Here is a 26,650-nt window from a genome sequence, read left to right as displayed (position 1 = left end):
CTCACCCTGGCTGCTGTGGACGTCGCAGGGATCACAGCATTCCCAAATCTGAAAATTCACTGCTCGTGATGAAAATCCGGCGTGCTGGTAAATTGGTCACCCGACCCGGTTCCAGGAGGAACACCATCGGCACCACCGATTTCGACAAATACGGCCCATTCGGCATACGCCTGCTGAGCCTGTACGTCGGTTTCGGTGTCGGAGTCGGTGTCGCCTCGGCCATGGCAGGCGGCCTCTGGGGTCATTCGGGGTTCGCCTTCGGCCTGGCCGCGTTGTGTGTCGCCGGTGTCGCCGTTATGGCGCTGAGGTACGTCGCAAGCCGAGCGCTCAGCCCGATCGCCTCACCCGGCGATGGCTGGCGCACGACTGCTCCGCCTGGCTTTGGCGCAGCGCACGAGATCGTTGTGCAGAGTTCGCCCGGTATCCCCGGGCAGATCCGGTCACGAGCACCGGCGCGCTCCTTCGTGATCGCGTAGGGCTGCGACTCCCCCGCCCAGAGCCCACCGAGACCGGCAGAGCCGGCTTCCTCGCGATCAGATGGTTCCTCTTTCCCGCTGACCGCAAGGACCACGCTCGTGAACCTCTTTCGTACTCCTTCAACCACCTCTCTCCCACGCACCCCAGTCGTCGATTCCGACGTGCCGCTCCTCGACGTGCCGCTCCTTGACGTGAAGGGCCTCGACGTCGGTTACGGCGATCACCGTGTTGTTGCCGAGGTCTCGCTCTGCCTCGCCGCCGGTGACTCCCTCGCTGTGATCGGCACCAACGGCAGCGGCAAATCGACACTCCTGCGCTCGATCGCCGGATTGCTGCCCGCACTCGGCGGCACCATGCATCTGAACGGCGCCGGGGTCGACGAGCGAAGCGCGACCTTTCGCGCATCCGTCGCCACCGTCTTCGACGACGACGCGTACTTCCCTGGCTTGTCCGTCGGCGAGCATCTCATGCTCGTGGCAACCGCGCACAGTGTCACCTCGCCCGCCACCGCGGTGGCCGCTGAACTGGATTTCTTCGGACTGACCGAAGCAGAGGGATCGCTTCCGTCGAATCTGTCGTCCGGTCAGCGCAGACGGATGCTGCTGGCCGCGGCCTTCATCCGCCCGAGTGACCTCCTGGTGCTCGACGAACCCGAGCAGCGGCTCGACACAGTGATGCGCTCGCGGCTGCGTGATCGAATCCGCACCCTGGTCGACGGCGGGAACGCGGTGGTCTTTGCCACACATGACCCCGCATTCGTGACCCAGTGCGGCGACGCCGCTCTTCTTATCGGTAACTCGGCACGCAGTGACTCGGCACGCAGACTCACGCCGGCAGCAGGCGCGGCAGAGATGGAGGCGCTGTGACCGACAACACCGTGACAGACGACACTGTGACCGACAACACTGTGACGACCGCGCAGGACGTGCGCGCGTTCACCCGCGGTGCCCGTGCAGACCGTGGGTCCCGTCACCGTCACCGTCGCCGTACGCCGGAGGACCTGTACATCGTCGGCGCCTTTATCGTGCTGGCAGTCGTCGAAGCCGTTGGCCTCGTATCTGCACCAGGACATTCCGCGGCAGTGCTCGGTGGGCGGGCCACCGCGGAGTGGTTCCTGGCGGCCAGCGACCCGATCGGCGCAGTTGCCGCACTGCTCCTCGCCCTGTTCGCGACCCTGTTCACCCTCACCCAGCGGATCGGGCCGGTTGTGATGACACGAGCCCAGGTGCACTGGTGGCTGCCGCTGCCGGTTGATCGGCGTGGCGTTGTTCTCCCCGGATACCTGGCGTCGCTGCTGGTTCCGGTTGTTGTGCTCTCCGTGGGAACCGCGGTTGTCTTCACGGGCACCGGCGGCTTCTCAGCTGGTGTTGCCGACGGGATCGTGAAACTCATCCTGACCATGTCCTCCGTCGCGAGCCTCGCCGCGCTCACCCACTCGGCCGCGGCGTGGATACAGGTTCGACACGCGCCGCAGCATCGAAAAACGCAGCAGTCACAGCAAACACAGCAGTCTCAGCAAACACTGCAGTCTCAGCAAACACAGTGGCGACGGTGGCGAGCGTTCCGTTTCGATGGGGTGGAGCGCTTCATCCCCGTGGTGGTAATCCTTCTCGTGCTCGGTGCAACGCTCCTCAACGCGACAGTCTTCAACGCGACCGTGATCGGCGCGACAGGTCTGCCGGTTCCCCTCCTTGAATGGTTCATCTGGTTGCCGACCGGGTGGCCGCTCCTTGTCGCGGGCGGTGCGGTCTGGCCAGTCGCTGTGCTCGTGGCTGCCGCTCTGCTGGCAGTCGGCCTCGCCTATCGCGGATTGCCGTCGCTCACCCGGTTCAGCCTCAGCCGTAGTACCGAAGCCGGGTCACTCGCCTCCGAAGCGCTGCTCTCCATGGAACTCAAGGGACTCACGATAGGGCGGGGTGAGGATGCTGCGGCCTCCCAACGGGGACCAGGTTCCGAATCCATTGGCCGCAAGAGGACGCGGTCGAGCCGGGCACCGGCAACGGGTCCAACGCGCCGATTCATCTTCACGCAGTTCCGCGTGTGGCGGCGGCGGCGAGGCCAGGCGGCCGGATTCGTCTCTTCTGCGGTACTGCCTGTCGTCATTCTCGCCGTGCCATACCTGAACCTGGGCGCTGTCCTGGTCGCGATACTTGTCGTCTGCACCCTGCGGGCCGTGACCATCGCTGGATCGGTGGCCCGCACCATGTCGGAGCTTCCAGCCCTCGGCCGGCTGTTCCCTCTCGGCGAAGGCCCGCAGCGACGACTGCTGAGCGCACTGCCGGCTGCGGTATTGGTTCCGTGGTGCGTGCTGTGCTTCACACTGGTGATTGTCGTCGGGGCCGCGCCGGCGGCCTGGATTTGGTTCGCCGTACCGGTCGGGCTCGGGCTGGCAGGTGCCGCGGTGCGTTCCGGGTATCGCCCAGACACCAACTGGGAGACGCCGCTGATCTCGACACCGATGGGAGCGGTGTCGAGCGGCTGGGTGATGAATGCGTTGCACGGCCGAACTGCGACGATCGTTGTGCTCTACCCGGCACTGGTTGCCCTGGTGGGCGGTACCATGACGCCGCTTCTGGTTCTCCTGCAATGGGCCGTAGCCGCGACCGCCTGGTGGTGGTGCACCCGCGTGGCGGCCAGCGGATCGCTCTCCATATCCTGGGCACGCTGGATGACCCCCGGCTGAAGGTCGGCCCCGCTGAACATAGATTCGGCCGAACGTCGGCCCGGCCGAGCGCTGCCAGAATAGAGGCATGGCGTTTTGGAAAAGCAGCTCTGGTGACAGCGACCTCCCGAAGAACGATCGCGGGTCTGGCTCGCTCAATAATTACGCATATGACCTGATTCCGCGCTCGCGCAAGACAGCCATCCGTCTGGCGAGCAGCGACGCGCGACAGGACGAAATCCAACGGCTCCTCGATGACGGCGCCTCCGGCCTGGAGACGGCGGGAGGCCGTCGAACTGTCGAAGAGGAACGAACGGATGCCCCGCTGGAGGTGCGCCTGTTCACCGGCGGTCGGGTCAGCGGTGTGGTGGGTGTCGTTCCCCGCGGTCTCGAGTCGGCCATCGATGAGGCCATGACCAGGCTGGAGCGCGCGGGCAAGAAGGCGCGCATTCCCGCCGCCGTCGTGAAGACCCGGCACGGACTCCGCGTTGAACTCCAGATGGGCGCCACCAAATCTCCGTAGTAGCTGTAGTTGTAGTTGTAGTTGTAGTTGTAGACGTAGACGTAGTCGCAGCATTCGCTACTCTGGCGCCATAGCTCGGCCTGCGGCAGGATCAGTGCATGGAACTCTCCCCTGAATCCCCCGTCACGCCGATGCTGGCCAAAGCCATCGACGCTGTACCAGAGCCCGACAGCGTCGCCGGCGGCCTCAGCTACGAGCCGAAATGGGACGGCTTCCGTGCCATCATCTACTTCGACGGCAGGGAAGCCCAGATCGGCAGCCGTGGATCCAAGATGCTGACGCGATATTTCCCAGAGCTGACGGATGCCTTCGCTCGCCTACTGCCGACACCCTGCGTGCTCGACGGTGAAATTGTGGTTCGCAGCGGCACCATCGGCAGCGAAAGACTCGATTGGGAGGCACTTTCGCAGCGAATCCACCCGGCTGAAAGCCGCATCCGTTTGCTGGCGGACACGACGCCGGCGATGTTTGTCGCTTTCGATCTCGTCGCGCAGGGCGATGACAGCCTTCTTGACACGCCGTTCGCTGAACGCCGCGCGAAGCTTGAAGACCTGGCAGGCGCACTGGGCGATCCGATCCACCTGACCCGCACGACGACGGATGTCGAACTCGCCCGACGCTGGCTCGTCGACTTCGAGGGCGCTGGGCTTGATGGCGTCGTCGCAAAGCCGCTCGCGGCCGCGTACGCGCCGGGCAAGCGCCTGATGCTCAAGGTGAAGCACCATCGCACGGCGGATGTCGTGCTGCTCGGCTACCGCGTCCACAAGAGCGGCGCCGGGGTCGGTTCGCTGCTGCTCGGGCTCTACGACAACGAGGGCAACCTGCGAAACGTCGGCGGGGCATCCGCTTTCAGCAATGCTCGCAGGCTCGAGCTGGTCGACGAGCTCGAGCCACTCGTGATGCGCGATGACGAGGGCAAAGCGATCGCCGGCGAGACGGATCGCAGCCGCTTCTCATCTGGCAAGGACGTCTCATACGTGCGCCTGGACCCAACCAGGGTCATCGAGGTGCGCTATGACCAGATGGAGGGCATGCGCTTTCGGCACACCGCCCAGTTCTTTCGCTGGCGGCCAGACCGCGACGCGCGCTCGTGCACATTCGACCAGCTTGACCGTCCGATCGCGTACGACCTCAGCGAGGTGCTCACCTAACGGGTGCCGTCGACGCCAGCATCGACGAGCCCAACGCATGGTCCATTAGTGGTGAGCGCCAGCCCGCTCAGTCGCTCTTGCGCGCGCGACTCGGCTGCACGCGGGGCGGCTCGCCCGGCATCTTCGGGTAGTCGGGAGGAAACGGCAGTTCTCGGAGGCCGGCCGCGAGATCGCGTTCCCACCAGCCGAGGAGCTCGTCGATCGTGCCGGGGTTCTCCTGCAGCTTCGCCCAGGGGTCGCCGACCGTCTTCAGTCGCTCCGGCACGGTTTCGATCGTGAACGACTTCGGGTCCGCGTTCTCGAGTTCGCTCCATTCGAGCGGACACGAGACTGGAGCGTGTGCGAGAGCGCGCGGGCTGTATGCCCCGGCCATCGTGCGATCACGGTTCGCCTGGTTGAAGTCGGCGAAGATGCGCTCACCGCGCTCCTCCTTCCACCACGAGGTCGTGACCTTTTTCGGCATCCGTCGCTCAAGTTCCCGGGAGACCGCGATCACGGCGTGACGCACGTCGAGGAACTCGCGCACCGGCTCGATCGGTGCAAACACGTGGAGCCCGCGGTTGCCACTCGTCTTGACGAAAGCCGTCAGACCCGCCTCGTCCAGTACCTTCCTGAGTTCGAGGGCGGCCGGGATGGCATCGTCGAAATCGGTGCCGGGCTGCGGGTCGAGGTCTATACGCAGTTGGTCCGGGTTGTCTGAGTTCTCTGCCCTCGACGGCCACGGATGGAACACCACGGTGTTCATCTGTACCGCCCAGACCGCTGTCGCTGGTTCGTCGATGACGAGCTGCGGATGCGACCTCGCACTCGGGTAGACGACCGTCACCGACCGTACGAAGTCCGGTGCCCCCTTCGGCGGATTCTTCGAGAAGAACTGTTCCCCGTCGATCCCTTCCGGGAAGCGCTGCAGAGAAACCGGACGATCTCCGTTCGCTGCGACAAAAGCGTCACCGACGGCCACGATGTAGTTGGCGAGGTCGAGCTTGGTGATCCCCGGCTCCGGCCAGAGCACACGCGAGGGGCTGGAGATCCGCACCTCCCGTTGTCCGTGCGGTCCGTCGACGGGCAGGACTACTGCTTCGCGTGCCATGCACCCAAGCTACCTTGATTATGCTCTGGGCAGACAGGAAATCGGCATTGCCCGGCCCTTGTCGGCGTGCCGCGCAAACAGCGCATCTAGGCTGGGACTCAGGTAACAGCAGGGCGAAGAACTCCGGAGGAATCACATGCTCATACGCCACGCGATAGGGGCTGTCCTGCGGCGCCGCCGGCTCCAGCTGGGCAAGACACTGCGCCAGCTCGCCGAAGAGTCACGCGTCTCGTTGCCCTACCTCTCCGAGATCGAACGCGGCCGGAAGGAAGCTTCCTCGGAGATTCTCGCGACCGTCTGCGGCGTCCTCGACCTCTCGCTCACCGCCTTCCTCGCCGAAGTCGGCGGGGAGTTTGCGAGCGTTGGAGGCTCCGTCATTGAACTGCGATCCTCGATCGATACCCCCACCGAGTTCTCCGGTCGTTCTGATTCGCATCCGGCTGCCATGCTGCGGGCGGCTTAGAACACGTCGTTGAACCCCATTCGGGGCTGAATCTCACCGCGGGCAGCCGCTGGCCTCTATATTGGTGCCGTGACCTCCCTGACGAAACAGTCCCCGTCACGGCGCACCTGGACGATCGCGGCCCTCTGCTCTGGGACTGCCCTCAGCGGCCTCAACTCGGGCATGATCGCCGTCGCGCTGACGACGATCCGCGGTGACTTCAAACTCGATGTCGCATCGGTCATGTGGGTGATCACGGTCTTCTACCTCGCGATGGCCGTCCTGCAACCCCTGATGGGGCGCCTCGCAGACCGGTACGGTCCGCGTCGGCTGTTCGTCTTCGGCATGGTGGTCATTGCCCTCGCCGGAATACTGGCGCCACTGGGCGACTCGTTCATCATCGTCTGCATTGCGCGGGTATTGCTCGCAATCGGCACGTCGACGGCCTTCCCGGCTGCGGTGGCCATGCTGCACGGGATCGCGGAGACCACAGGAGGAAGCGCTCCAAAGATGATCGGCCGAATCCAGATGATCGACACCGGCGCAATGGCTGTCGGACCACTCGTCGGTGGTCTCCTGGTGACGCAACTGGGGTGGGAGTCGATCTTCCTAATCAATATCCCACTTGCCGCGATCGCCGCTGCCAGCACTCTGCTGCTGGCACCCAAAGACCCGGAACGGGAGAAATCACCGATTCGAACCACCCTGGTCGAATCGGACATCCCCGGTGTGCTGCTGTTCGGTGTCACGATCGTCGCACTGCTGATGTTCCTTCTCGATATCCCGACCGACCCGAACTGGTGGCTGATCCCCATTGTGGTTCTGGCCGGCGCCCTGTTCGCGTGGCGAGAGTTGCACTGCACGAAGCCCTTCATCGACCTCCGGCTTCTCGCTGCAAACACCGCCCTGATTCGGGTCTACGTGCTCTTCGGCCTGGTCAATATGGTCTTCTACGGTGCGCTGTTCGGTGTTCCACAGTATCTGGAAGACCAGGGCTTCCGCACCGACGCCGTCGGCCTGCTGGTGTTGCCGCTCGCCGCGGCCACCGTGTTGCTGACACCGCTCGTGGAACGACTCATCGATCGTCGGGGACTCAGGAACGCGCTCATCATCGGCGGGGTCGGATTCTTCGTTTCAGCGATGATCCTCGGGTTCCTTGCCCTCTCGACCGCACCGGTCGTGGTGCTTTTGGTCGCCGCGGCCATGGGCATCCCCTACGCCATTCTCACCATTTCGCTTACGCAGTCGCTCTACGTTGCGGCCAGGCCGGGAGAGACCGGCGAAGCGGCAGGGCTCTTCCAGACGGCGCGCTGCCTGGGTGGCATCTCGTCAACGGTCATCGTCGGAATCTCGTTCGCAAACGGCACCGGCCCCGTCGACTGGCTGGCCATTGCCGGCACGGTCACCGTACTCGCGTTCGGCTATCTGGTGCTCGCCTGGATTTGGCGGAAGGACAAAGCCCCGGCATAGGTCGATGCAACAGCCGCTCGTCAGTGGTCGCAGTTGGCCAGGTCGGTCTCGGAGAGCGGGTCGCCCTCTGGAGTCACGTAGGTGACCAGGAGAACGACGTCTTCTGTTCCCTCGTTCTTCCCTTCGTGAATGTAGTGTGCGCCCTCGATGATCGAGTCACCCGCTTCGTACTGGTGCACTCCAGTTGGATAGATCGGCGCGTAGTGGGTGAAAACCCCCTCGCTCACGACAGCGATCAGCTGGCCGTAGTGGCAGTGCAGGCCCGTCCCTGCGCCTGGCTTGATCGTGATCTTGCGGTAGGTGACCTCGGCTGGGCCGGCAACTTCGACGTCGACCGGAGTCTCCTGCGCACCCGCCCCGAGTTCGTCGACGACCACAGGGGGGACGGATGCAGGGGCGACGGATGCCGTCGCGCTCGGCGTTGGAACCGGCGATGAGCTTGCCGACAGGCTCGCGCATGAGGTCAGGGCAAGTGCCACGGCGGCAAGGCCAAGGGCTGTGATGATTCGCGGCGCGCGCATGACGCAACGCTAGGGCACCAGCACGATCGGCCGATACCAATGCGGCCGAACTGGGGGGGCTCACACTTGACAAACTCGACCTACCGATATATCGTTGGTCTATCGCTGAATAAGGGCGATAGTACACAGCTCAGTAACGCGACTGGTACTCAACACGGAAGCTCGCGGTCGAATCTCATTCAGGCCCGCTCCGAAACGAATCACACCTCAAAGGACATCACATGCATACCAATCAATTCACCGAAAACAGTTTCAACGAGAACAGCACGGATCCACAGCGACGCACTCGCGGACAGCGAGACTTCGGCCGCCGTGGCCCGCACGGCCACGGTCGTGGTGGCGGGTTCGAGCATGGCTTCGGACCACGCGGGCCAGGCCGGGCAAATCGAGGCGACATTCGTGCCGCCATCATCTCCCAGCTCGCCGAGGCGCCGTCCAACGGCTATGGCCTGATCAAGGCCATCGCCGAGAAGACGGGAGGCGCCTGGCGCCCCAGCCCCGGCTCCGTCTACCCCACGCTGCAGCAGCTGGTCGACGAGGAACTCATCACTCCCGTGGGTGAAGGCCGTAAGGTCCAATTCCATCTCACAGAGGCGGGCGAGACCTATGTCGCCGAACACCAGGAGGAGCTGGACAAGGCCTGGGCGGCAACGGCTGGTCGCTCGTCGGCAGATGCCGCCATGCATTCCAGCACCGCCAAACTGATGGGAGTCGTGCACCAGTTCCGGTTCGCGGCCACCGACGAACAACGCACGGCTGCCGCCGAGAAGCTTGACGAAGCGCGGCGCGCCCTCTACCTCATCCTCGCGGAGTAGGGATTATCGCTCCGTAGGGCGAGCAGCAGTCAGAACGGGCGGGACGAGTCATTCGTCCCGCCCGTTCGTTGTCGCCCGAGATCTATTCGACCAACTTGCCTTCCGTCGAGACCTCGCCGCCGATGAGGGTGGCGATTTCGTCGGGAATCGGCGGGATCTCCTCGCGCACAACGCCGGAGGTGGGAGACCAGACGAGGTTGACCTGGAGCGCCGGGTCGGTGTGGGGATAGTCGCTACGGTTGTGGGCGCCCCGGGTTTCCCGGCGCTCCAGCGCGGCCTCAAGGGTTGCCCGCGCGGCAAGCGCCGCCGACTTGAGGTCGAACGCGTGGGCGAGGTCCTGAAATCCGGCGATATCCGGATGGATACCGATGTCCGCCATTCGCGTTTCGATGTCTGCGAGCTCGGCGAGGCCGGCGCGCAACCCGACGTCATCACGAACGACACCGGCATGCTCGGTCATCGTGTCGCGGATCGCGCGTTGCAGGGCACGCACGTTCTCCCTACCGTCTGAGGCGAGAAGATCGTCCACCTCCGCGCGCGCCTGCTGAACAGCAGCCGGCGAGCGGCGCTGCGCTTCCAGTCCGGCCGAGTATTCGGCCGCTGCCTGCCCGACGATGCGGCCGAAGACGAGCAGCTCGATGAGGGAATTGCCGCCGAGACGGTTGGCACCGTGCAGTCCACTGGATGCCTCGCCGATAGCGTACAGGCCATCGACATCCGTTCCGTGATCCTCCGGACGCACCCAGACGCCGCCCATCGAGTAATGCGCCGTCGGGGCAATCTCGATCGGGTCCTTCGTGATGTCGAGCATCTGCAGTTCGAGCATGGTCTGGTACACCCGCGGAAGGCGGGTCATGATCGTCTCGCGCGGTAGGTGAGACACGTCGAGCCAGACACCCCCGTTCGGTGTTCCGCGGCCCTCCTTGATTTCGGTGTAACACGCGAGAGCCACTCGGTCTCGCGTGGACAGTTCCATGCGCTCTGGGTCGTATTTCGACATGAAGCGCTCGCCGAGCGCATTGCGCAGGATGCCGCCTTCACCGCGCGCAGCCTCGCTGATGAGCGTGCCCGCTGCGTTCTGGGGTTCGATGATGCCGCTCGGATGGAACTGCACAAGTTCAGGATCGCGAAGCCGAGCTCCTGCCTCGACGGCAAGACGGAACGAGTCGCCGGTGTTCTCGTCGCGCCGGGAGGATGAGCGGCGCCAGATTCGGTTGTGTCCACCAGCTGCGAGAATGACGGCGTCGGCGTGGATGAGGTAACGCGTGCCGTCATTGATATCGAACCCGTATGCGCCGAAGACGGTGTTGCCCTGCACCAGGATGCGGGTGACGTAGACACTGTCGAGGATCGGAATCTCGAGTTGAGCGGCCCGGTTGACGAGGGTCCGTTGAATCTCTAGGCCGGTGTAGTCGCCGGCGAAAGCGGTGCGCCGGTAAGTGTGCGCGCCGAAGAAACGCTGGGAGATGCGGCCGTCGTCTTCACGTTGGAACGGCATGCCGTACCGCTCGAGGTCTTCGATGCCGCGACGCGCGCCTTCTGTCACGATCTGCACCGTGTGCGGGTTCGCGAGAAAGTAGCTCTCCTTGATCGTGTCGGCCGCGTGCTGCTGCCAGCTGTCGTCGGCATCCATCGTGGCCAGTGCCGCATTGATACCTCCGGCTGCCAGCGACGTGTGTGCATCCGATTTCGGGCGCTTGCCGACCGCGAGCACATCGACGCCGTTCTCGGCGAGTTCGATCGCCGCGCGCAGCCCTGAGCCTCCTGTTCCGATGACAAGGACGGATGTTGAGATCCGTTGTTCGACATGACTCATAGGTGTTCTCCGTTTCAACCTGCAGTTCCACTCTTCACCAACTCAGACCGAACAGCGAGCCCGTTTGTGACATCTCCCCATCCGACCCCGTAGCAGAGGCTGGTATCATACGGATACCGGCAGCCGCCGGAAATCAGGGAAGACTTCTCGTTGACCGTTGGGCCCGCCAGGCTCGGCCACGATTCCGTCGCCTCCTCTGAACTATTCAGAGGAATGCAATGCAGCTGTCTGTCCCCAATTCTGATCTGTCCAATTCCGAAGTGCTCGATTCCGAACTCGTCACCATCCCGCTCCCCGTCGGCAGCACGGCCATTGTGTACTGCGAAGGCCAGTTCGGGGAACAGGACGGCAAGACCGCAAACGGTCTCGTGCGTCACTCCGAGAAGTACGAGATCCTCAGCGTCATCGACAGCACCCAGCGTGGCACCGACGCGGGCATGTTCCTCGACGGTGTCGCGAACGGCATCCCCGTGCTCGCCGACCTGGCCGAAGCCATCGCCCACGCCGGTCGGGTCCCCGACTACCTCATCTGTGGCGTTGCGCCTGCAGACGGTCTGCTCTCGCCTGCACAACGTGTGGTACTGCTCGACGGCATTGCGAGGGGCATGCACATCATCAACGGACTCCACGAGTTCCTCAATGATGACCTCGAATTCGCCGCCGCCAGCCTCCTCGCCGGCGTGACCATCACCGACGTTCGCCGCCCCAAAGAGAAGCGAGACCTCCACCTCTTCTCCGGTCGGATCTTCGACGTCCCCTGCCCGCGGATCGCCGTTCTCGGCACAGACGGAGCCATCGGCAAACGCACCACGGCCACACTTCTCGTTCAGTCTTTGAACGCCAGGGGCATCAAGGCTGTGCTGATCGGCACCGGTCAGACGACACTCATCCAGGGCGGCAAGTACGGCGTCGCGCTCGATGCACTCGTTCCCCAGTTCTGCTCCGGCGAGGTGGAGAACCAGGTCGTGGCCGCCTACGAAGGTGAGAACCCCGACATCATCATCGTCGAAGGCCAGGGCGCGCTCAGCCACCCGGCCTACCTGACGTCTGCGCACATCCTGCGCGGCAGCAGGCCGGCGGGCATCATCGTTCAGCACGCCCCGAAGCGCACGGTGCTCGGAGACTTCCCCATGGTAATGATGCCGACCGTGGCCAGCGAGATCGCCCTGATCGAAGCATTCGCCGACACCAGGGTCATCGGAGTCACGATCAATCATGAGCACATGAGCGACGACGAGATCGGCGCAGCCATCGACGAGTACGAACTGGACTTCGGCTTGCCGGCTACCGACCCGCTCACCCGCCCACTCGACCGCCTGGTCGAGATGGTGTTGCTTGCGTTCCCCACGCTTGAGGCCTCGCGCGCCTCGAGCGCCCGGTGACCGCACCCCGCCTCTGCATCGACCTCGGCGCGATCACCGCCAACACCAGGTTCCTCGTCGACCGGCTCTCCCCCTTGGGCATCAGCGTGACGGGGGTATCGAAGGCGACGTGCGGGTCGCCTTTGGTCGCCGCTGCGATGCTGAGCGGCGGGGCCACCGGTATTGGCGACTCGCGCATCGAGAACCTGGCTCGGTTGCGAGGCGATGCCATCGCCTCGCCCCTGACCCTGATCCGGTCGCCGATGCTGAGTCAGGTCGATCAGACGGTTCGGGATGCCGTCATCAGCCTGAATACGGAAAGCCTCGTTCTCGAGGCCCTCTCCAATGCCGCCATCCGACAGCACACCTCTCACGGAGTCGTCCTGATGGTGGAACTCGGCGACCTGCGAGAGGGTGTGGCCGTCGATGATGTCGTAGACCTGGCGCTGACCGTCATGAAACAACCCGGATTGACCCTTGCCGGACTCGGCACAAACCTGGCCTGCCACAGCGGCGTCGTGCCAGACCAGAGAAAGATGGACGAGCTCTCCCGCCTCGTCGAGAGCGTGGAGGCGGCCTGCCGCACGACTCTTTCGGTCGTCTCAGGAGGCAACTCCGCCAACCTCGAGTGGGCTCTCTCAACGAGCGACGTCGGCCGCAACAACGAACTGCGGCTCGGCGAGTCCATCCTGCTCGGCACCCAGCCGATGCACCGGCGCCCCATCGACGGGCTCCGCACCGACGCGTTCACCCTTGTTGCCGAAGTCATCGAAGCGAAGCGCAAACCGGCGATGCCCTGGGGTCAGATCGCGCAGGCATCCTTCGGCCACCAGCCTCCGCGCCGCGGAACCGGCACCATCAACCAGGCGATTCTCGCCCTCGGCCGCCAGGACACAGACCCCGACGGTCTCACCCCGCCGCCCGGAATCACCGTTCTCGGCATGAGCAGCGACCACCTGGTCATCGACGTCGGAGACCACAACGTGTCGGTCGGCGACGAGATCGCCTTTCAGCTCGACTACAGCGCCCTCGTTCGGGCGTCGACATCGCCCTTCGTGAGCACGGCCCTGGCTTCGTGAGCGCACCGCCGCGGTGACGAAGACCAGGGCGGCGTTGGTGGTTTGCACGCGCAGAGCGAACAAGAGGCACTTGCCTCTTGTTCACCGCAGTTCGCAGACGATCTAATGGAGGTCACGGCGATAACAGATGACACCAGTTGCCGATGACTCCAACAACGGAAACCAACAAACGCTCGGAAAGTACACGAATGCTCGACGGCTTCACGGGAGAGATCCTGACGGCGGATTCAACGGACTATGAGACCGCAGCAACCTCGTTCGGAACCGTCGGAAGCCCTCGGCTGGTGGTGCGGCCGACGACGACGGACGACGTCGCCAAAGCCGTGGGGTACGCCAAAGCCGAAGGTCTGGCGCTCTCCGTTCGCAGTGGTGGCCACACTCCGTTCAGCACCAACGAAGGCGGAATCATCGTCGACCTCGCCGGCATCCGCGACATTGAGGTCCTCGGTGGTGGCATGGTCCGCATCGGCAGCGGGGCAGTCTGGGGAGACGTCGCACAAGCCCTTCAGCCGCACGGCCTCGCGCTGTCATCCGGCGACACCTTCTCCGTCGGGGTCGGCGGGTTGACCATCGGCGGCGGAATCGGATGGATGGTGCGACAGAACGGTCTTGCACTTGACAGCCTGATCGAGGCCGAAGTGGTGCTCGCATCCGGTTCGATCGTTACCGCCAACACCTCGTCGGAGCCCGAGTTGTACTGGGCGCTGCGCGGCGGTGGCGGCAATTTCGGAGTCGTGACCAGATTCACGTTCCAGGCCCAGCCGTTGCCCGGAGTCGTTGCCGGTTCGATCCAGGTCGACCCTGGAGCCCTTGCGCAGAATCTTCGCCAGTGGCGCGACATCATGCGCGCCTCGCCAGAGCAGCTGGGCTCGACCTTCGCCGCGTTTCCCGCGTTCGGCCCGGAGATGCCCCCCACGTCGCAGCTCCTCGTCTGTTACGGAGACGACGACGTCGACGCAGCGATGGCGGCCATCCAACCACTGATCGAGATGCCGGGCGTGATCGGCCACGACATCAGGCCGAAGGCGTACGCCGATATGCTCGAGGATCCACCGCGACCCGGCAGGTCGATTACGGTGGTCGACAACAACACATTCGCCGACGACTTCACCGACGAGCTGATCGAGAACCTCAGCGCCGCCCACGCCGAGTTCGGTGCCGCGGTGCTCATGATCCGCTACCTCCGCGGGGCCCTCAACCGGGTGGCGACGGATGCCACGGCTTTCGCCCATCGAGGTGCTGAAGTCCTCATCATCTCGGCGGCGTTCCTGATGCCAGACGCCGATGCCGACGCCACAGCTGATGCCGAAGCGAAGATCCGGTCGCGCTGGGCCGAACTCGCCGTCCACACCACCGGCATCTACGGCAACTTCACACCCCGTGCGAACGCAGCGGTTCTTGAGCTGATGTTCCCGTCGGCCACGGCAGACCGGCTGCGGGCCGCCAAGCGACACTACGATCCAGAGAACCTCTTCAACCAGAACCAGAACATCGTGCCCTAGACATCCGTCACAGTCTCATGCGTTTGGCTCAGCTGTCAGCTCAGTCGTCAGCCGGCATCCGAACCGTGAGAGCGCCGGGGTCGATCCAGGTTTTCACTGCAACGGCGGAGCCGAATTCGTCTCCGTCGAGCTCAATCTTCTCTGGCTGACTCAGTCGCATCACCAGTTCACTGCCGGTGAGGTAGTTGAGGGCGCGCACCTCCTTGGTGAGCCCCATCAGTTTGCGCCCGACGGTGGTGCGCCGCATCACGCCGTTCTCCCAGAAGATCTTCACCATGATCTGCACCCAGCCGATGAAGCCTTCCGGACGCAGGACGACAACGTCGAACTGGCCATCGTCGACCGCGGCGTCAGGCAACAACAGAATATTGCCGGGCAGCGAACCGCAGTTGCCGATCATGATCGTGTGGGCACGCACTGAATGCGTGTGGCCCCCGTCGAGCCGGTACCGGATTCGAAGCTGGTTCTTGTCCCTGAGAACAGTGGCGATCGCTCGCACGTATGCGAGCCAGCCGACCTTCGCCTTGAGATCGTCGTCGGTGGCGGCGAGCATCTTGGCATCCAGCCCGAGACCGGCCATGACCAGGTACGCGTGTTGGGTCACCGTCGAATCATCATGACGGATGCGGATGAGGCCGAGATCGATCTTTCGGTCGCGTCCGCGGAAGGCGGTCTCCAGCGCTGAGCCGACGTCGTCCAGGGTCAGATCGAGGTTGCGCGCCAGAAGGTTGCCGGTACCGGAGGGCAAGAGCGCCAGCGGCACCTCAGAATCGTGCAATGCTTCTGCCACTGCGCGAACGGTGCCATCTCCCCCGGCAGCGATGACCAGGGAGGAACCGGCCGAGATAGCCTCTTTCGTCGGGCCCTGCCCCGGGTCGTCTTTGGTGGTTTCGAACCAAAGGGTCTCGCCCCACCCCGCCGCATTTTCCTCTGCGGCGACGGCCGCCCGCAGTGCATCGAGGTCGACCTTGACCGGGTTATAGACGACCGCAGCAACGTTGCCCGCGTTCATGCCCGTGCCCTCGAGTGGAGTGTCATGTTGCTCACTCTAGGCCGACACTCTAGGCCGAGGCCAGCCCTTCTCGCGCATCGATACCGCGGGTAGTGTGCCAGCAGAGAGCGAGGTGACCGGTGACAACATTTGGGATCGAGGAGGAGCTGATGCTCGTGCATCCCGGTTCGCTCTCACCGGCGAATGCCGCGGTGCCCGTCATCGAGGAGCTTCGCCATCACCGTGGCATCGGCCCGTATGTCTCACACGAGTACCTCGCTTCACAGGTCGAGTTCTCCTCCCCGGTGTTCGCTTCCGCAGGCCAAGCCGAGACGATGACGCTCGCGTTCCGAAAGGCAGCCACAGATGCGGCGCAGCGACAGGGAGTCATCGCAGCCAGCGTGGGCGTACCGTTCCAGCCCGCAAACCCACCTCTCGTCACCGACGTGCCGAGGTACCGAAGAATCGCCGCCGACCACGGAGCGATCACGCTGGGTCATCAGGTCAACGCTCTCCACGTTCACGTCGGAGTCAGATCACGCTCCGACGGTGTCGTCGCGCTGAACGGCCTTCGCGTGTGGCTTCCGGTACTACTTGCCCTCAGCGGAAACTCCCCGTTCTGGCAGGGGCGAGACACTGGATTTGCGAGCTGGCGAAGCGTGCAGATGAGGCGATGGACCACTGCGGGATGCCCACCCATGATGTTTGACGAACAGGATTATCGGCGGCGCACCACGGCGTTGGTAGGTGTGGGCGGCACGACTGACGTGCGAACCATCGCCTGGAACGCTCGTCTTTCTGAAGACAACCCAACGGTGGAGATCCGGGTGTTCGATGCCCAGCTCGACGTTGACGATACCGTGTTCCTCGCCGTCATCAGCCGGGCGCTGACCGATACCGTCATCCGTTCTGCCGGGAACGATCGGCTTCCGAACGATGTTGATCCGGAACTGTTGGACGCGTCGCTGTGGCTTGCCTGCCGCGACGGACTCACCGGGGATCTGGTGCACCCGCTGCGAGCTGAACTCGCACCCGCTAAGGATGTCGTCTCTGCGCTAATCGATCTGTCACGGGACGCGCTGGTCGAATCGGGCGATGAGCCGAGGGTGCGAACAAAAGTCGACCGGTTGTTTCACGAGGGCGCCGGAGCAGAGCGGCAACGACGCGCCATGCAGACAGGCGGACGACGCGCTCTTCGGACGCTGCTGCAAGGGGTACCGTCGGGCGCGACCCACAACCAAGGGACGTTCCCGGGCTCCAACGCGCGCGGCGCGACTCGCACAGATACTGCGCTCACAGACACGGCGCTTATCGACACGGCGCCACTCTGAATCGGCGTGCCGGTTAGTACCAGCCGGCCGACTCGGAGTGATCCCAGGCGTCACACGGTGTACCGTAGCGCCCCGCGATGTAACCGAGCCCCCACGTGATCTGGGTGGCCGGGTTGGTCTGCCAGTCGTCGCCGGCCGAGGCCATCTTGCTGCCGGGCAGGGCCTGTGGGATGCCGGTGGCACCGCTCGAGGCGTTGTACGCGTTCACGTTCCAGCCGGATTCCTTCTGCCACAGCGGCACAAGGCAGCCGAACTGGTCGTCGCCCCAGCCATAGAGCGACGCCATGAGATCGCGCGCGATGGCTTGCGCCTCAGTGGGGTTGCTCGGCGCCGACGGACGGGAGGACGAAGCGCTGTCCCCGGCCTCCTCCGCAGCGGCAGCAGCAGCGGCAGCGGCCTGGGCGGCTGCCGCATCCGCAGCGACCTGCTCTGTGGCAACCCGGTCAACTTCGGCCGTGGCCGCCTGAACGCTCGCCGCCTGGGTTGCAGTTACTTCCACCAGTTCGAACACGCGTTCTGGCGCCAGGAGCGGGAAGTAGTTGAGGGACGCGACGGTCGTAGAAAGGACCGTGGCATCCGTCTTTCCCTGCGCGGAGGTGATGACGGCGTTGGCGCCGGCGATAGCGCCCTTTGCGCTGTGCTCTGCGTGAGCCGCCAGGACCGCGCTCCGCCCCTCGAGCTGCTCGGCCTGGAAGCCGGTGCTGTCAGTCAGGGCCTGGGTGGCGGCGATGCTCTCGCTTTGGGCTGTCACCGCAGACTGGAGAACGAAGCCAGTGCCGACCATCGCCCCAACGGCGACAACGGCACCGATTGCGAGGAAGCGGCGGCGGCCACGACGGCGATGGGTTCTCTGAATCCGGGTGGGACCGGTGTCAGTACTGAGCGAGCCGGGCGTGCTGGAAGAAGTAGGTTCGTTGCGCATATAAGTTTCACAGGGTGAATCGTTCGGGTCCGGACAGGGCAGTCACGGATACGCCGACGATTCTGGTCGACGTTCCACGTGCGGGGATCCGCGCGGGCGAATGTGCCAGTATGCCGAGCGAGTCTGCAGAAGTCCTCACGTTTCCCTGTGTAAGTCATCCATGCCGAGCTCGCCGAACGACAGCGTCTGCCAACAGTGCCCCCAAACGCAATCCAGGTTCATGTCACAAATCGGGGTTCTGCATTGTCTTAATCAGTGAAGAGATTGTCTTAGTCAGTGAAGAGAGAAAAGGAAGACACAATGCACAAGATTCGTTGCGGTACTCCTCGTGCCCACTGACCGAAGACCGCGTCCTCCTTCCGTCAGCGAACGCCTGTCGGCGTACCTGATGCAGCAGACCGCGCTCGGGCAACGGATGACGGATGCGATCACCCAACTGCGGCGGCGAACTGTGCCAACACACTGGTCGAATCTGTTCGGCGTCGTGTCGTTGGCGTGCGTCATCGTGCTGATGGCCACCGGGCTCTTTCTGATGTTCTTCTACACTCCGTCCAGCACACTCGTCGAATACGACGGCGGGTATTCGCCGCTCCACGGCGCAGAGATGTCGAAGGCCCTCGACTCCACGTTGTTCATCTCCTTCGACATCCGCGGAGGTCTCCTCATGCGACAGGCGCACCACTGGGCGGGCCTGCTCTTGCCTGCTTCGCTCATCCTGCAATTGCTCTCGACCTACTTCACCGGCGGCTTCCGCACACCTCGACGCGGAAACTGGGTGCTCCTGTTCCTGATCTTCCTCGTGGCGCTCATCGGCGGCTGGAGCGGGTACGCGCTGCCAGACGACATGCTCTCCGGATCCGGCCTGCGGATCGTCGAAGGAATCGTTCTCGGCATCCCGTTCATCGGCACCTGGCTGTCCACGCTGCTCTTCGGCGGCGAGTTCCCGGGCGAAATCATCGCTCACCTGTATCCGATCCATGTGGCCGTCGTCCCCGCCCTTCTGATCACCTTCATCGCGGTTCGCATCACCGTCGCCTATTCGCAGAAGCCCCCGCAGTTCGCGGGCATCGGGCGCACAGAAGACAACGTCGTCGGCATTCCGATGCTGCCGAACGCAGCCGCGAGAGCCGGCGGTCTGCTCTTCATCGTGATGGGCCTTTTGTTCCTGATCTCGGCAACGATCACCGTCAGTCCGATCTGGCTGTACGGGCCGGCCGCCGCAGGCGACGCGTCTGCCGGCAGCCAGCCTGATTGGTACACCGGATTCCTCGACGGGGCGTTGCGCCTGGTGCCTCCCGGCTGGGAGTTCGTGTGGCTGGACCACACCTGGACGATCGCGATCCTGGCGCCGCTCGCGCTCGTCGGGGTCTTCTTGGTGTTCGTGGTCACGTATCCGTTCATCGAGTCCTGGATCACCGGCGACCGGCGTGAACACCACATCCTCGACCGCCCCCGCGATACTCCGACACGCACCGGCGTCGGGGTGGCCGGAATCATCTTCTACGGAGCTCTATGGGGTGCAGGAAGCGCCGATGTGATCACGACCCATTTCCACCTGACACTCGAGGGGGTGGTGCTCTCCTTCCAGGTGCTCGTTGTCCTCGGACCGACCATCGGCTTCATCCTCGCTCGACGGGTGTGCCTCGCACTGCAGCGGAAAGACCGGGAGCTCCTCCTGCATGGATACGAGACCGGACGAATCGTGAGACTTCCCGGTGGCGAGTACATCGAGGTGCACAAGCCCATCGGTGAATACCAGCGATTGCGGCTCACTCGTGCACCCGATCACACGCCCCTGGCACTGCGACCGGATGAACGTGGCGCGGTGCCGACGGCGCAGCGGTTGCGGGCTCAACTGTCGCGGTTCTTTTTTGAAGACCGGGTAGCACCGGTACCAGAGGTCGCACTGGAGACCACGGACCATGCCTATGGAGTCGAGGCAACACGTGGCGACGAGGCCACACATGACGATGAGGCAACACATGACGATGAGCGGCAGCTCCGATGACTCTGGGGAGCGCGATCGTATCCGTGACATCGTTCGCGCGTTCCAGGAAGCGTGCGAGGCCGCGGACTCCACTGCCCTGGCAGCCATCCTCGACCCCGATGTGACGATCGTCATCGACGGAGGGGGCCGCGTGCGCGCGCCGTCGACGCCGATCAGCGGCAGTGAGTTCGTCGGGCGGGTCATCTTCGCGACGCTCGCGCGACTTCCACTCGTGGCGATCGCCGAGCAGTCTGTCAACGGTGCGCCTGGTCTCGTTGTGCGACATAACGGATGCGTCGTCGGCGTCGCAGCCCTTGGCATCCGTTTTGATCGAATTCATGAGCTGTGGGTCGTCGCGAACCCCGACAAGCTTCGCAGCTGGAACGCCAGTGACCCGGCGCAGGATGGTCAGTAGGATGAGCGGTATGCCCGCCGAATCCAGCGCAGCGTCTGAAATAGAGCGTGCGCTGTCGACATTCGCGACTGTCCGTCCCCGACTGTTTGGAATCGCCTACCGCATGCTCGGCAGCGCCAGCGAGGCGCAAGACATCGTGCAGGAGGTCTGGATCCGATGGCAGACCTACGATCGCAGCACCGTTCGCGACCCTGCCGCCTTCCTGGCGACGACAACAACCCGCCTCGCAATCAACGCCGTCACGTCAGCGCGGGTGCGACGCGAAACCTATATCGGACCGTGGCTCCCCGAACCGGTGGATACCAGTGCGGACCCGCTGCTCGGTGCCGAACGCGGTGAGGCGCTCGAATTCGCCGTGCTGCTGATCCTGGAGAAACTCTCGCCGACGGAACGGGCTGCCTACGTACTGCGAGAGGCGTTCGATTACCCGTACTCGCAGATCGCTGAGGTGATCCAGCAGACAGAGGCCAGCTCACGCCAATTGGTCAGCCGGGCACGCAAACACCTTGCAGAAGAGCGGCGCGCGTCGGTCAGCGCGAGTGAGCAGCAACGCCTGCTCGACGCATTCGTGGGCGCGGCCCAGAGCGGCAACCTGGCGGCGCTCGAGGAACTTCTCGCTGAAGATGTCGTCAGCTACTCCGACGGCGGCGGAGTGGTTCGCGCGTCCAGGATTCCTGTGCTCGGGAGAGACCACGTCTCGAAATACATCACCGCGTTCGCCTCGCGCTTCTGGGAAGGCGTCTCTGTCGCTCCGGTCCTGGCCAATGGGCAGGCATCGGTGCGGCTTTCGAGGGACGGCATTGACTTCGCCGTCGTCTCGATCACGGCATCAGCGGAAGGCATCGACCAGGTGTTGTGGATGATGAACCCAGGCAAGCTTGGTCGCATGACCGCTCCGATTGCCTGAACCAGCCAAAAGGGCCCCGCATTTCGCGAGACCCTTCTACCTGCGGATGCGTCAGCTCGCGGCTTCCGTCTCGCGGTGAGGGAGCTTCCAGCCCGGACGCACGAAGTGGCACGTGTACCCGTTTGGGTACTTCTCCAGGTAGTCCTGGTGCTCATCCTCCGCTTCCCAGAATGGCCCGGCCCCGGTGACCTCGGTCACGACCTTGGCAGGCCACAACCCTGATGCGTCAACGTCGGCGATGGTCTCTTCTGCCACTGCCTTCTGCTCATCATTCGTGTAGAAGATCGCGGAACGGTAACTCGCTCCGAGGTCGTTGCCCTGCCTGTCTTTCGTGGACGGATCATGGATCTGGAAGAAGAACTCCAGGAGATCGCGATACGAGATCTGCTCCGGATCGAAGACGATCTCGACAGACTCCGCGTGATTGCCGTGGTTGCGGTACGTGGCGTTCGGCGTCTCGCCGCCGGAATATCCGACGCGTGACGAAATGACGCCTGGGCGTCGGCGCAGAAGCTGCTGAGCCCCCCAGAAGCATCCTCCGGCGAGAAGTGCGGTTTCAGTGGTGCCAGCCATCGTGCGGCCTCCTTGTGTCAGTTGGGGAACGGAACATTTCGCGAACGATTCCCATTCTGTGCTCGTCTGGTAAAACGCAGCGACGGCGAGAATGTTCCGCTCCCCCCTGAACGTACGCTGGGACTATCTTCCCACCGGAAGCCTCTCACTCCCTGTGACGTCACACCACTGGAACGTCAGAGTCCCAATTCCTCCAGCTCAGCGTCCATGCGTTCGGCCAGTTCGGCGTAGCCGTCGTCGTCGGGGTGCAAACCGTCCTGAGACATCAACCCCGGACGGCCTTCGAGCCAGCGTGAGGCACCGGCAATGTAATCGGCATCGATCTCTGATGCGGCGTCGGCAACCCAGCCGGCAATCACCTCTACCGAGCGCGGACGCTCATCTGTGTACCAGAACGGTTCCACGGCAATGATGCGCGCTTCTGGAAGGCCGTCGCTCAATCGTTCGAAGTCCGCGGAGATCTGTTCTTCGATCTCCGACGCTGCGAATTCGTAGCTGAAGTTGTCGTTCAATCCCATGGTCACGATGACGATTTGAGGGCCCCGTTCGATGATCTGGCTCAGTAGATCGCCGTCGCCGACGCTCGGGCGATTGTTCACGAACCCAAGTCCGTTCACGCTCGGGTTGAACTCAGCCCAGCCCCGGCCTTCGCAGATGATGGTCGACCAGCGTCTCGATGGATCGCTAGCGCCCGTGCCGAGGGTGTACGAGTCGCCGTAGAACGCAACGACCGGCCCGTCGCTCTGGGCGACGGGCGGCGTTGCGCATGCGGACATGCCGCCCACCAGGCCGAGGGTGACCAACAGCGCCGCGATGCCCTTCATCGTCTGACTCTTCATTCACGTGATTCGGAGCCCTGAGTACCACGGTTTCCTGACGACGCCGCAGCATCCAACGCGGCACGCACGGGCTCCTGCGCTCCCAGCGCGTCCGCGTACTCGAGCAGGAGCTCGGGATTGGCCGCCTCAGCGGAAAGATAACGCTGCAGGATGCGAGGCATCCCCGGTATGCTCAACCCGCGCTCGAGTCTCACCAGGTCGACTACTGTGCGCTCCTGGTCATAGATGCGCACGTACTCCCCCGGCGTAGCTTCGATCTTGGAGAGTCCAACCTCGAACGTCGCGGACGCGAAACGGAATACCGTCGTCGGCGGAGCATCATTGCGTCGAAAAACGCCGTACGACAGCTGGGTGAGCACACCAGCATCGCGCAATGCGTACACGTCGCGCGGATGCAGCCACAATCGGAGAGCCGTCGTGGTTCGAAATGTGGCCGGCAGTTTCGTCGGAAGCCCTCTCATCGCTTAATCATACGAACATGCAGCCACGATTATGTGCCCACGATTCGGGAGCTCAGAGCGTGGGCAAGACCTGTTCGCGCACCTGTTTGCGCAGGATCTTGCCGAGCATCGAGCGTGGTGTGTCCTGGATCTGCACGATCCGTCGCGGGATCTTGTAGGCGGCCAGGCGCTCACGGCAGTGAGCTCGCAGTGCCTCCTCGTCGAGTTCGCTGCCCGACTCGAGCTCCACCGCAGCGACGACCATCTCCCCTCCGCGGTCGAGGGGCTTGCCGAACACGGCCGCGTCGACGACATCCGGATGCTGGCGCAGCGCAGCCTCGACCTCGGTCGGCGAGACATTGAACCCACCGGTGATGATGAGCTCCTTGGCCCTGTCGACGATAGTGGTGAACCCGTCTTCGTCCACGGTGACGATGTCGCCGGTGCGGAGCCAGCCGCCCGGCAGCAGGGTTTTCGCGGTTTCCTCTGGGTTGTTCCAGTAGCCCTGAAAAACCTGCGGCCCCTTCAGTAGCAACTCCCCAGGCTCTCCCTGCTGCACTTCCCTGGTCGGGTCGTTCTGGTCGACGACCTTCATGAGGGTTGATGGGAACGGCACGCCGATCGTGCCCGTGCGCCTCGTCGGGTGGAACGGGTTCCCAAGGGCCACCGGTGACGACTCGGTCATTCCGTATCCTTCGACGAGCAATCCGCCGGAGACCGATTCCCAGAGTTCGACGACATGATCTGGCAAGTTCATGGCTCCAGAGATGCAGTATTTGCAGGATCGCAGGGATATCCCCTTCTCCTTCGCCGCCATCGCCGTTCGTTCGTAGATCGGCGGGACAGCGCAGTAGACCGTGGCAGGCGACTTCTTCATGGCGGCGAGGATGAGGTCAGGGTCGAACTTCGGGAAAAGCACCAACAGGCCCTGCTTGTGGATGCCGTAAGTGAGGTAAAGAGTCATCCCGAACGCGTGGAACATCGGCAGGATCGCGTAGAAGACCTCTTTGCGATACTCGGCTCCGTGCATCCACGCTTCGCCCTGCAACGCGTTCGAATACAGGTTGAAGTGGGTGAGCATGGCCCCTTTCGGATGCCCGGTGGTGCCGGAGGTGTACTGGATTGCGGCGAGGTCGTCGACGGCGGGACGCGGGTGCTCTGGATCGATGGGATCGTGACCGAGCAGTTCCTTCCACGCTGTAGCGCCCGAGGTGCGTCCGGTGAGCGACTCGCGGGTGGCTCGAAGGCTCTTGACCGGGAGGCGGAGCGCCAGTCGTTTGATCGCGGGGAACGCCTCCAACAAGTTCACCGAAACGATGTGGTCGATTGCGATGTCGGCGGGGAATGCCTGAACGGATGCCACGGCCTTGTCCCAGGCGATCACGACCCTGGCCTGGTGGTCTTCGAACTGGTGACGCAGCTCTCTCGATGTGTAGAGCGGGTTGTGCTCCACCACGACGGCGCCAAGGCGCAATACTGCGTAGAAGGCGGCCACATGTTGCGGGCAGTTCGGCAGGATGAGGGCGACCCGATCGCCGGCGCGCACGCCGATTCGGCGCAAGCCTTCCGCTGCCCTGTCGATCTGATTGCCGAGCTCTGCGTATGTCGTGCGGCGACCGAAGAATTCCATGGCGGGATGCCCGTCGGCTTCGGCCACTGACCGTTCGAGCATTGCGACGAGGGATTCGGTGGGGAGGTCGATTTCTGCGGGGACGCCCGGTTGGTAGTTCTTCACCCACGGATGCTGGTCAGTGTTTGCCATGTTCCCATCCTCTCGCGAAGCCGCGGCCGATCACGGCTGCGGCACGTCCGCTTCGGGTACCAGCACTGTCGCGAGGGCTGTTCTCCGGCGATCGCCGTCTCTGTCGATCAGATACGGCTCGAGCAACTCACCGAGCTTGGCCTGGATCACGGCCAGATCGTCGATATTGACATACAGGGCCGTCTGTCCGAATCCCACATAGTCACGGAGGGCCGGATCGTCGCTCGCGACGAACCGGTCGAAGCGTGAGCCCATATCTGCGAGGAAGGCCAGGAACGCCGCACGAAGCCGGACATCGCTCATCGCATGCAATTCTTCCTGGCCGACGTGAGCCATCCGTTCGCCCAGCGCCAGCGTGCGCTCCACGGCACCCCGGCTATTTCTACTTCGTCGAATACATCCTGATGATCATTCCTGAGGTGAACATCCTGTACCCCTACCTGCCAGGAGGCGCTACGGCGGCCCTGACGAATTTCACCTTGCTCGCAGACACCATCGCAGAGCAGACGACCCTTGGAGCGTCTTCCCTGCTGCCGCCGGCTCTCGGCGCTATCGTGCTTCTGGGGTACGCGGCACTTGCTTCTGCCGTTGCGGTCGTTCTCCCTCTGCGACGCGATCTCGCCTGAGAATCACCCTCTTCGCAGGTGTTGACCACGGGCGCGCCCGAGCGCGCCAAGTCCGGAGACAAGCATCTCGGTGAGCGATGCCGCGTATCGTCCGTCTGGATCCAGATCCGGGTCAAAGACGGTGACCTGCGCACCAGAGGCTCGCGGTGCCAGAGAAGCCAGCAATTCCACGAACTGCTGTGGATCCAGTCCACCGGTATCTGGACTGTCGACGGCCGGCATAAATCTCGGGTCGAGGATATCTACATCCACATGGAGCCAATATCCGTCCAGTTCGGTAGTGGTGACCACGTCGGTGATCAGTCCGAGCGCAGCCCCCATGTTGCTCGTGATATCGCTTGCGGTGACCAGCGCGCCCAGGATGGAGTCGGCCTCTCCCAGGTGCTCGTCGTCGTCGCGGCACCCGACGTGCGCCACGTCTGCGGGCCGGAAATAGGGACCGTGGCTGTCAATGTCACTGATATCTGGCCAATGGAGGCCAACAGCAGCGGCGAGGTCTTCGCCGGCCACGCTTGCGCACGCGTCACTGTTGCCGGGGTGACGAAAGTCCGTGTGTCCATCGGCGTGGACGAGCCCGAATCGTCCGCGTCGACGCAACGCAAGTCCTGAACCGAGCAGGATGCTGCAGTCGCCGCCGATCACCAGAGGGACCCGATTTTCGTCGAGAATCGCTTCCACACGATCGGCCAGTCGTCTGGCATGGTCGGTCAGTGCGGCCTGATTGCGTACTCGATGGTGAACGGGATCGGCATTGTCGAGGTAGCGCCCCGCGAGAACGGTGCCGGCGTCGATCCCTCCGACTTCGGAGAATCGGGCGAACAGACCCGCTTCACGAAGTGCCTCAGGCGCCTTTGCCGTTCCTGGCACGCTGCCAGGTTCCGGTGGGCGCAGTCCAAGGTTGGACGGTGCGGAAATCATAGAGATCACCACACCATTCTCGCGGCGAAC

The 26,650-nt window shown here is 63.9% G+C and carries 27 protein-coding genes; 16 read left to right on the top strand and 11 right to left on the bottom strand.

Features of this window, described 5'->3' with window-relative positions:
• The first annotated feature begins 68 nt into the window (after positions 1 to 68).
• From K323_RS0103075 to K323_RS0103055, 5 genes are all read left to right on the top strand, one after another.
• The gene (locus K323_RS0103075) at positions 69 to 476 is read left to right on the top strand and encodes a hypothetical protein (protein WP_026851160.1); all 408 of its coding nucleotides are present in this window, start codon (positions 69 to 71) and stop codon (positions 474 to 476) included.
• A 99-nt stretch (positions 477 to 575) separates the two neighbouring features.
• Positions 576 to 1,343 (top strand): ABC transporter ATP-binding protein, encoded by a 768-nt coding sequence (locus K323_RS0103070; RefSeq protein WP_022883820.1) that lies wholly within the window; start codon positions 576 to 578, stop codon positions 1,341 to 1,343.
• Complete coding sequence (locus K323_RS0103065; protein WP_022883819.1) at positions 1,340 to 3,160, top strand: DUF6297 family protein; 1,821 nt, start codon at positions 1,340 to 1,342, stop codon at positions 3,158 to 3,160. The genes K323_RS0103070 and K323_RS0103065 overlap by 4 nt, the downstream gene beginning before the upstream one ends.
• A gap of 67 nt (positions 3,161 to 3,227) precedes the next feature.
• Positions 3,228 to 3,662 carry a hypothetical protein gene (locus K323_RS0103060; protein ID WP_022883818.1) on the top strand — a complete coding sequence of 145 codons (435 nt, stop codon included), beginning with the start codon at positions 3,228 to 3,230 and terminating at the stop codon, positions 3,660 to 3,662.
• Positions 3,663 to 3,760: 98 nt separating this feature from the next.
• Positions 3,761 to 4,813: an ATP-dependent DNA ligase gene (locus tag K323_RS0103055; RefSeq protein WP_022883817.1), complete on the top strand. Its 1,053-nt coding sequence runs from the start codon at positions 3,761 to 3,763 to the stop codon at positions 4,811 to 4,813.
• Positions 4,814 to 4,880: 67 nt separating this feature from the next.
• On the opposite strand, the gene ligD is transcribed toward K323_RS0103055, so the two are convergent.
• Positions 4,881 to 5,903 carry a non-homologous end-joining DNA ligase gene (ligD, locus tag K323_RS0103050; RefSeq protein WP_022883816.1) on the bottom strand — a complete coding sequence of 341 codons (1,023 nt, stop codon included), beginning with the start codon at positions 5,901 to 5,903 and terminating at the stop codon, positions 4,881 to 4,883.
• Positions 5,904 to 6,039: 136 nt separating this feature from the next.
• Between ligD and K323_RS23995 the strand changes: the two genes are divergently transcribed.
• Both K323_RS23995 and K323_RS0103040 read left to right on the top strand, forming a co-directional pair.
• Positions 6,040 to 6,366 (top strand): helix-turn-helix domain-containing protein, encoded by a 327-nt coding sequence (locus tag K323_RS23995; RefSeq protein ID WP_022883815.1) that lies wholly within the window; start codon positions 6,040 to 6,042, stop codon positions 6,364 to 6,366.
• Positions 6,367 to 6,435: 69 nt separating this feature from the next.
• On the top strand, positions 6,436 to 7,815 hold the full coding sequence (locus K323_RS0103040; RefSeq protein ID WP_022883814.1) for an MFS transporter: 1,380 nt from the start codon (positions 6,436 to 6,438) through the stop codon (positions 7,813 to 7,815).
• Between the two features lie 20 nt (positions 7,816 to 7,835).
• Here K323_RS0103040 and K323_RS28720 read toward each other — a convergent pair whose 3' ends face one another.
• Positions 7,836 to 8,336 (bottom strand): cupin domain-containing protein, encoded by a 501-nt coding sequence (locus tag K323_RS28720; protein WP_022883813.1) that lies wholly within the window; start codon positions 8,334 to 8,336, stop codon positions 7,836 to 7,838.
• 221 nt (positions 8,337 to 8,557) lie between these two features.
• Between K323_RS28720 and K323_RS0103030 the strand changes: the two genes are divergently transcribed.
• Positions 8,558 to 9,151, top strand: coding sequence for a PadR family transcriptional regulator (locus K323_RS0103030; RefSeq protein ID WP_022883812.1), 594 nt, complete (start codon positions 8,558 to 8,560; stop codon positions 9,149 to 9,151).
• Positions 9,152 to 9,233: 82 nt separating this feature from the next.
• On the opposite strand, the gene K323_RS0103025 is transcribed toward K323_RS0103030, so the two are convergent.
• Positions 9,234 to 10,967: an L-aspartate oxidase gene (locus tag K323_RS0103025; protein WP_022883811.1), complete on the bottom strand. Its 1,734-nt coding sequence runs from the start codon at positions 10,965 to 10,967 to the stop codon at positions 9,234 to 9,236.
• Positions 10,968 to 11,227: 260 nt separating this feature from the next.
• Here K323_RS0103025 and K323_RS0103020 point away from each other — a divergent pair, with 260 nt between their 5' ends.
• The 3 genes from K323_RS0103020 to K323_RS0103010 all read left to right on the top strand — a co-directional run bounded on the left by K323_RS0103020 (position 11,228) and on the right by K323_RS0103010 (position 14,909).
• Positions 11,228 to 12,349: an N-acetyltransferase DgcN family protein gene (locus K323_RS0103020; protein ID WP_245570910.1), complete on the top strand. Its 1,122-nt coding sequence runs from the start codon at positions 11,228 to 11,230 to the stop codon at positions 12,347 to 12,349.
• The gene (locus K323_RS23985; protein WP_022883809.1) at positions 12,346 to 13,407 is read left to right on the top strand and encodes an alanine/ornithine racemase family PLP-dependent enzyme; all 1,062 of its coding nucleotides are present in this window, start codon (positions 12,346 to 12,348) and stop codon (positions 13,405 to 13,407) included. Before K323_RS0103020 ends, K323_RS23985 begins: the two co-directional genes overlap by 4 nt.
• A gap of 188 nt (positions 13,408 to 13,595) precedes the next feature.
• On the top strand, positions 13,596 to 14,909 hold the full coding sequence (locus K323_RS0103010) for an FAD-binding oxidoreductase (RefSeq protein ID WP_022883808.1): 1,314 nt from the start codon (positions 13,596 to 13,598) through the stop codon (positions 14,907 to 14,909).
• A 40-nt stretch (positions 14,910 to 14,949) separates the two neighbouring features.
• On the opposite strand, the gene K323_RS0103005 is transcribed toward K323_RS0103010, so the two are convergent.
• The gene (locus tag K323_RS0103005) at positions 14,950 to 15,921 is read right to left on the bottom strand and encodes a diacylglycerol/lipid kinase family protein (RefSeq protein WP_022883807.1); all 972 of its coding nucleotides are present in this window, start codon (positions 15,919 to 15,921) and stop codon (positions 14,950 to 14,952) included.
• A gap of 119 nt (positions 15,922 to 16,040) precedes the next feature.
• Here K323_RS0103005 and K323_RS23980 point away from each other — a divergent pair, with 119 nt between their 5' ends.
• Positions 16,041 to 17,231, top strand: a complete 1,191-nt coding sequence (locus tag K323_RS23980) for a carboxylate-amine ligase (protein ID WP_022883806.1) — start codon at positions 16,041 to 16,043, stop codon at positions 17,229 to 17,231.
• 13 nt (positions 17,232 to 17,244) lie between these two features.
• Here the strand turns inward: K323_RS23980 and K323_RS0102995 are convergent, their stop codons facing one another.
• A complete protein-coding gene (locus tag K323_RS0102995; RefSeq protein ID WP_022883805.1) occupies positions 17,245 to 18,153 on the bottom strand; it encodes an aggregation-promoting factor C-terminal-like domain-containing protein in 909 nt (302 codons plus the stop codon).
• Positions 18,154 to 18,481: 328 nt separating this feature from the next.
• On the opposite strand from K323_RS0102995, the gene qcrB reads away from it, so the two are divergent.
• The 3 genes from qcrB to K323_RS0102980 are packed head-to-tail and all read left to right on the top strand — an operon-like array spanning position 18,482 to position 21,462.
• On the top strand, positions 18,482 to 20,161 hold the full coding sequence (gene qcrB, locus K323_RS0102990) for a cytochrome bc1 complex cytochrome b subunit (RefSeq protein ID WP_026851154.1): 1,680 nt from the start codon (positions 18,482 to 18,484) through the stop codon (positions 20,159 to 20,161).
• Positions 20,142 to 20,555, top strand: coding sequence for a sigma-70 family RNA polymerase sigma factor family protein (locus tag K323_RS0102985; protein WP_211219812.1), 414 nt, complete (start codon positions 20,142 to 20,144; stop codon positions 20,553 to 20,555). The genes qcrB and K323_RS0102985 overlap by 20 nt, the downstream gene beginning before the upstream one ends.
• A 10-nt stretch (positions 20,556 to 20,565) precedes the next feature.
• Positions 20,566 to 21,462: an RNA polymerase sigma-70 factor gene (locus K323_RS0102980; RefSeq protein WP_022883802.1), complete on the top strand. Its 897-nt coding sequence runs from the start codon at positions 20,566 to 20,568 to the stop codon at positions 21,460 to 21,462.
• A 51-nt stretch (positions 21,463 to 21,513) separates the two neighbouring features.
• Here the strand turns inward: K323_RS0102980 and msrA are convergent, their stop codons facing one another.
• The 5 genes from msrA to K323_RS28365 all read right to left on the bottom strand — a co-directional run bounded on the left by msrA (position 21,514) and on the right by K323_RS28365 (position 25,442).
• Positions 21,514 to 22,035 carry a peptide-methionine (S)-S-oxide reductase MsrA gene (gene msrA / locus K323_RS0102975; RefSeq protein WP_022883801.1) on the bottom strand — a complete coding sequence of 174 codons (522 nt, stop codon included), beginning with the start codon at positions 22,033 to 22,035 and terminating at the stop codon, positions 21,514 to 21,516.
• Between the two features lie 176 nt (positions 22,036 to 22,211).
• The gene (locus K323_RS0102970; protein WP_022883800.1) at positions 22,212 to 22,874 is read right to left on the bottom strand and encodes an SGNH/GDSL hydrolase family protein; all 663 of its coding nucleotides are present in this window, start codon (positions 22,872 to 22,874) and stop codon (positions 22,212 to 22,214) included.
• Positions 22,871 to 23,335 (bottom strand): hypothetical protein, encoded by a 465-nt coding sequence (locus tag K323_RS23975; RefSeq protein WP_022883799.1) that lies wholly within the window; start codon positions 23,333 to 23,335, stop codon positions 22,871 to 22,873. Before K323_RS23975 ends, K323_RS0102970 begins: the two co-directional genes overlap by 4 nt.
• A gap of 52 nt (positions 23,336 to 23,387) precedes the next feature.
• Positions 23,388 to 25,076, bottom strand: a complete 1,689-nt coding sequence (locus K323_RS0102960; protein WP_022883798.1) for a long-chain-fatty-acid--CoA ligase — start codon at positions 25,074 to 25,076, stop codon at positions 23,388 to 23,390.
• Positions 25,077 to 25,106: 30 nt separating this feature from the next.
• Complete coding sequence (locus tag K323_RS28365; protein ID WP_022883797.1) at positions 25,107 to 25,442, bottom strand: helix-turn-helix domain-containing protein; 336 nt, start codon at positions 25,440 to 25,442, stop codon at positions 25,107 to 25,109.
• A gap of 38 nt (positions 25,443 to 25,480) precedes the next feature.
• On the opposite strand from K323_RS28365, the gene K323_RS0102950 reads away from it, so the two are divergent.
• Entirely contained in the window at positions 25,481 to 25,702 is a 222-nt protein-coding gene (locus K323_RS0102950; protein ID WP_022883796.1) for a hypothetical protein, read from the top strand.
• A gap of 3 nt (positions 25,703 to 25,705) precedes the next feature.
• Here K323_RS0102950 and K323_RS0102945 read toward each other — a convergent pair whose 3' ends face one another.
• Positions 25,706 to 26,569, bottom strand: coding sequence for an arginase family protein (locus K323_RS0102945; RefSeq protein ID WP_245570909.1), 864 nt, complete (start codon positions 26,567 to 26,569; stop codon positions 25,706 to 25,708).
• Positions 26,570 to 26,650 lie beyond the last annotated feature (81 nt).

Source organism: Glaciibacter superstes DSM 21135 (assembly GCF_000421145.1).
Classification (GTDB): Bacteria; Actinomycetota; Actinomycetes; order Actinomycetales; family Microbacteriaceae; genus Cryobacterium; species Cryobacterium superstes.
Note: the sequence above shows the minus strand (reverse complement) of the source record. Positions and strands in the feature narration are given on the sequence as shown.

Bases quoted from the DNA above. Each gene is read 5' to 3' on its own strand.
- K323_RS0103075 (WP_026851160.1), top strand. From the start codon at position 69: ATGAAAATCCGGCGTGCTGGTAAATTGGTCACCCGACCCGGTTCCAGG.
- K323_RS0103060 (WP_022883818.1), top strand. From the start codon at position 3,228: ATGGCGTTTTGGAAAAGCAGCTCTGGTGACAGCGACCTCCCGAAGAAC.
- K323_RS0103055 (WP_022883817.1), top strand. From the start codon at position 3,761: ATGGAACTCTCCCCTGAATCCCCCGTCACGCCGATGCTGGCCAAAGCC.
- ligD (WP_022883816.1), bottom strand. From the start codon at position 5,903: ATGGCACGCGAAGCAGTAGTCCTGCCCGTCGACGGACCGCACGGACAA.
- K323_RS23995 (WP_022883815.1), top strand. From the start codon at position 6,040: ATGCTCATACGCCACGCGATAGGGGCTGTCCTGCGGCGCCGCCGGCTC.
- K323_RS28720 (WP_022883813.1), bottom strand. From the start codon at position 8,336: ATGCGCGCGCCGCGAATCATCACAGCCCTTGGCCTTGCCGCCGTGGCA.
- K323_RS0103030 (WP_022883812.1), top strand. From the start codon at position 8,558: ATGCATACCAATCAATTCACCGAAAACAGTTTCAACGAGAACAGCACG.
- K323_RS0103025 (WP_022883811.1), bottom strand. From the start codon at position 10,967: ATGAGTCATGTCGAACAACGGATCTCAACATCCGTCCTTGTCATCGGA.
- K323_RS0103010 (WP_022883808.1), top strand. From the start codon at position 13,596: ATGCTCGACGGCTTCACGGGAGAGATCCTGACGGCGGATTCAACGGAC.
- K323_RS0103005 (WP_022883807.1), bottom strand. From the start codon at position 15,921: ATGAACGCGGGCAACGTTGCTGCGGTCGTCTATAACCCGGTCAAGGTC.
- K323_RS0102995 (WP_022883805.1), bottom strand. From the start codon at position 18,153: ATGCGCAACGAACCTACTTCTTCCAGCACGCCCGGCTCGCTCAGTACT.
- K323_RS0102985 (WP_211219812.1), top strand. From the start codon at position 20,142: ATGAGCGGCAGCTCCGATGACTCTGGGGAGCGCGATCGTATCCGTGAC.
- K323_RS0102980 (WP_022883802.1), top strand. From the start codon at position 20,566: ATGCCCGCCGAATCCAGCGCAGCGTCTGAAATAGAGCGTGCGCTGTCG.
- msrA (WP_022883801.1), bottom strand. From the start codon at position 22,035: ATGGCTGGCACCACTGAAACCGCACTTCTCGCCGGAGGATGCTTCTGG.
- K323_RS0102970 (WP_022883800.1), bottom strand. From the start codon at position 22,874: ATGAAGAGTCAGACGATGAAGGGCATCGCGGCGCTGTTGGTCACCCTC.
- K323_RS23975 (WP_022883799.1), bottom strand. From the start codon at position 23,335: ATGAGAGGGCTTCCGACGAAACTGCCGGCCACATTTCGAACCACGACG.
- K323_RS0102960 (WP_022883798.1), bottom strand. From the start codon at position 25,076: ATGGCAAACACTGACCAGCATCCGTGGGTGAAGAACTACCAACCGGGC.
- K323_RS0102950 (WP_022883796.1), top strand. From the start codon at position 25,481: ATGATCATTCCTGAGGTGAACATCCTGTACCCCTACCTGCCAGGAGGC.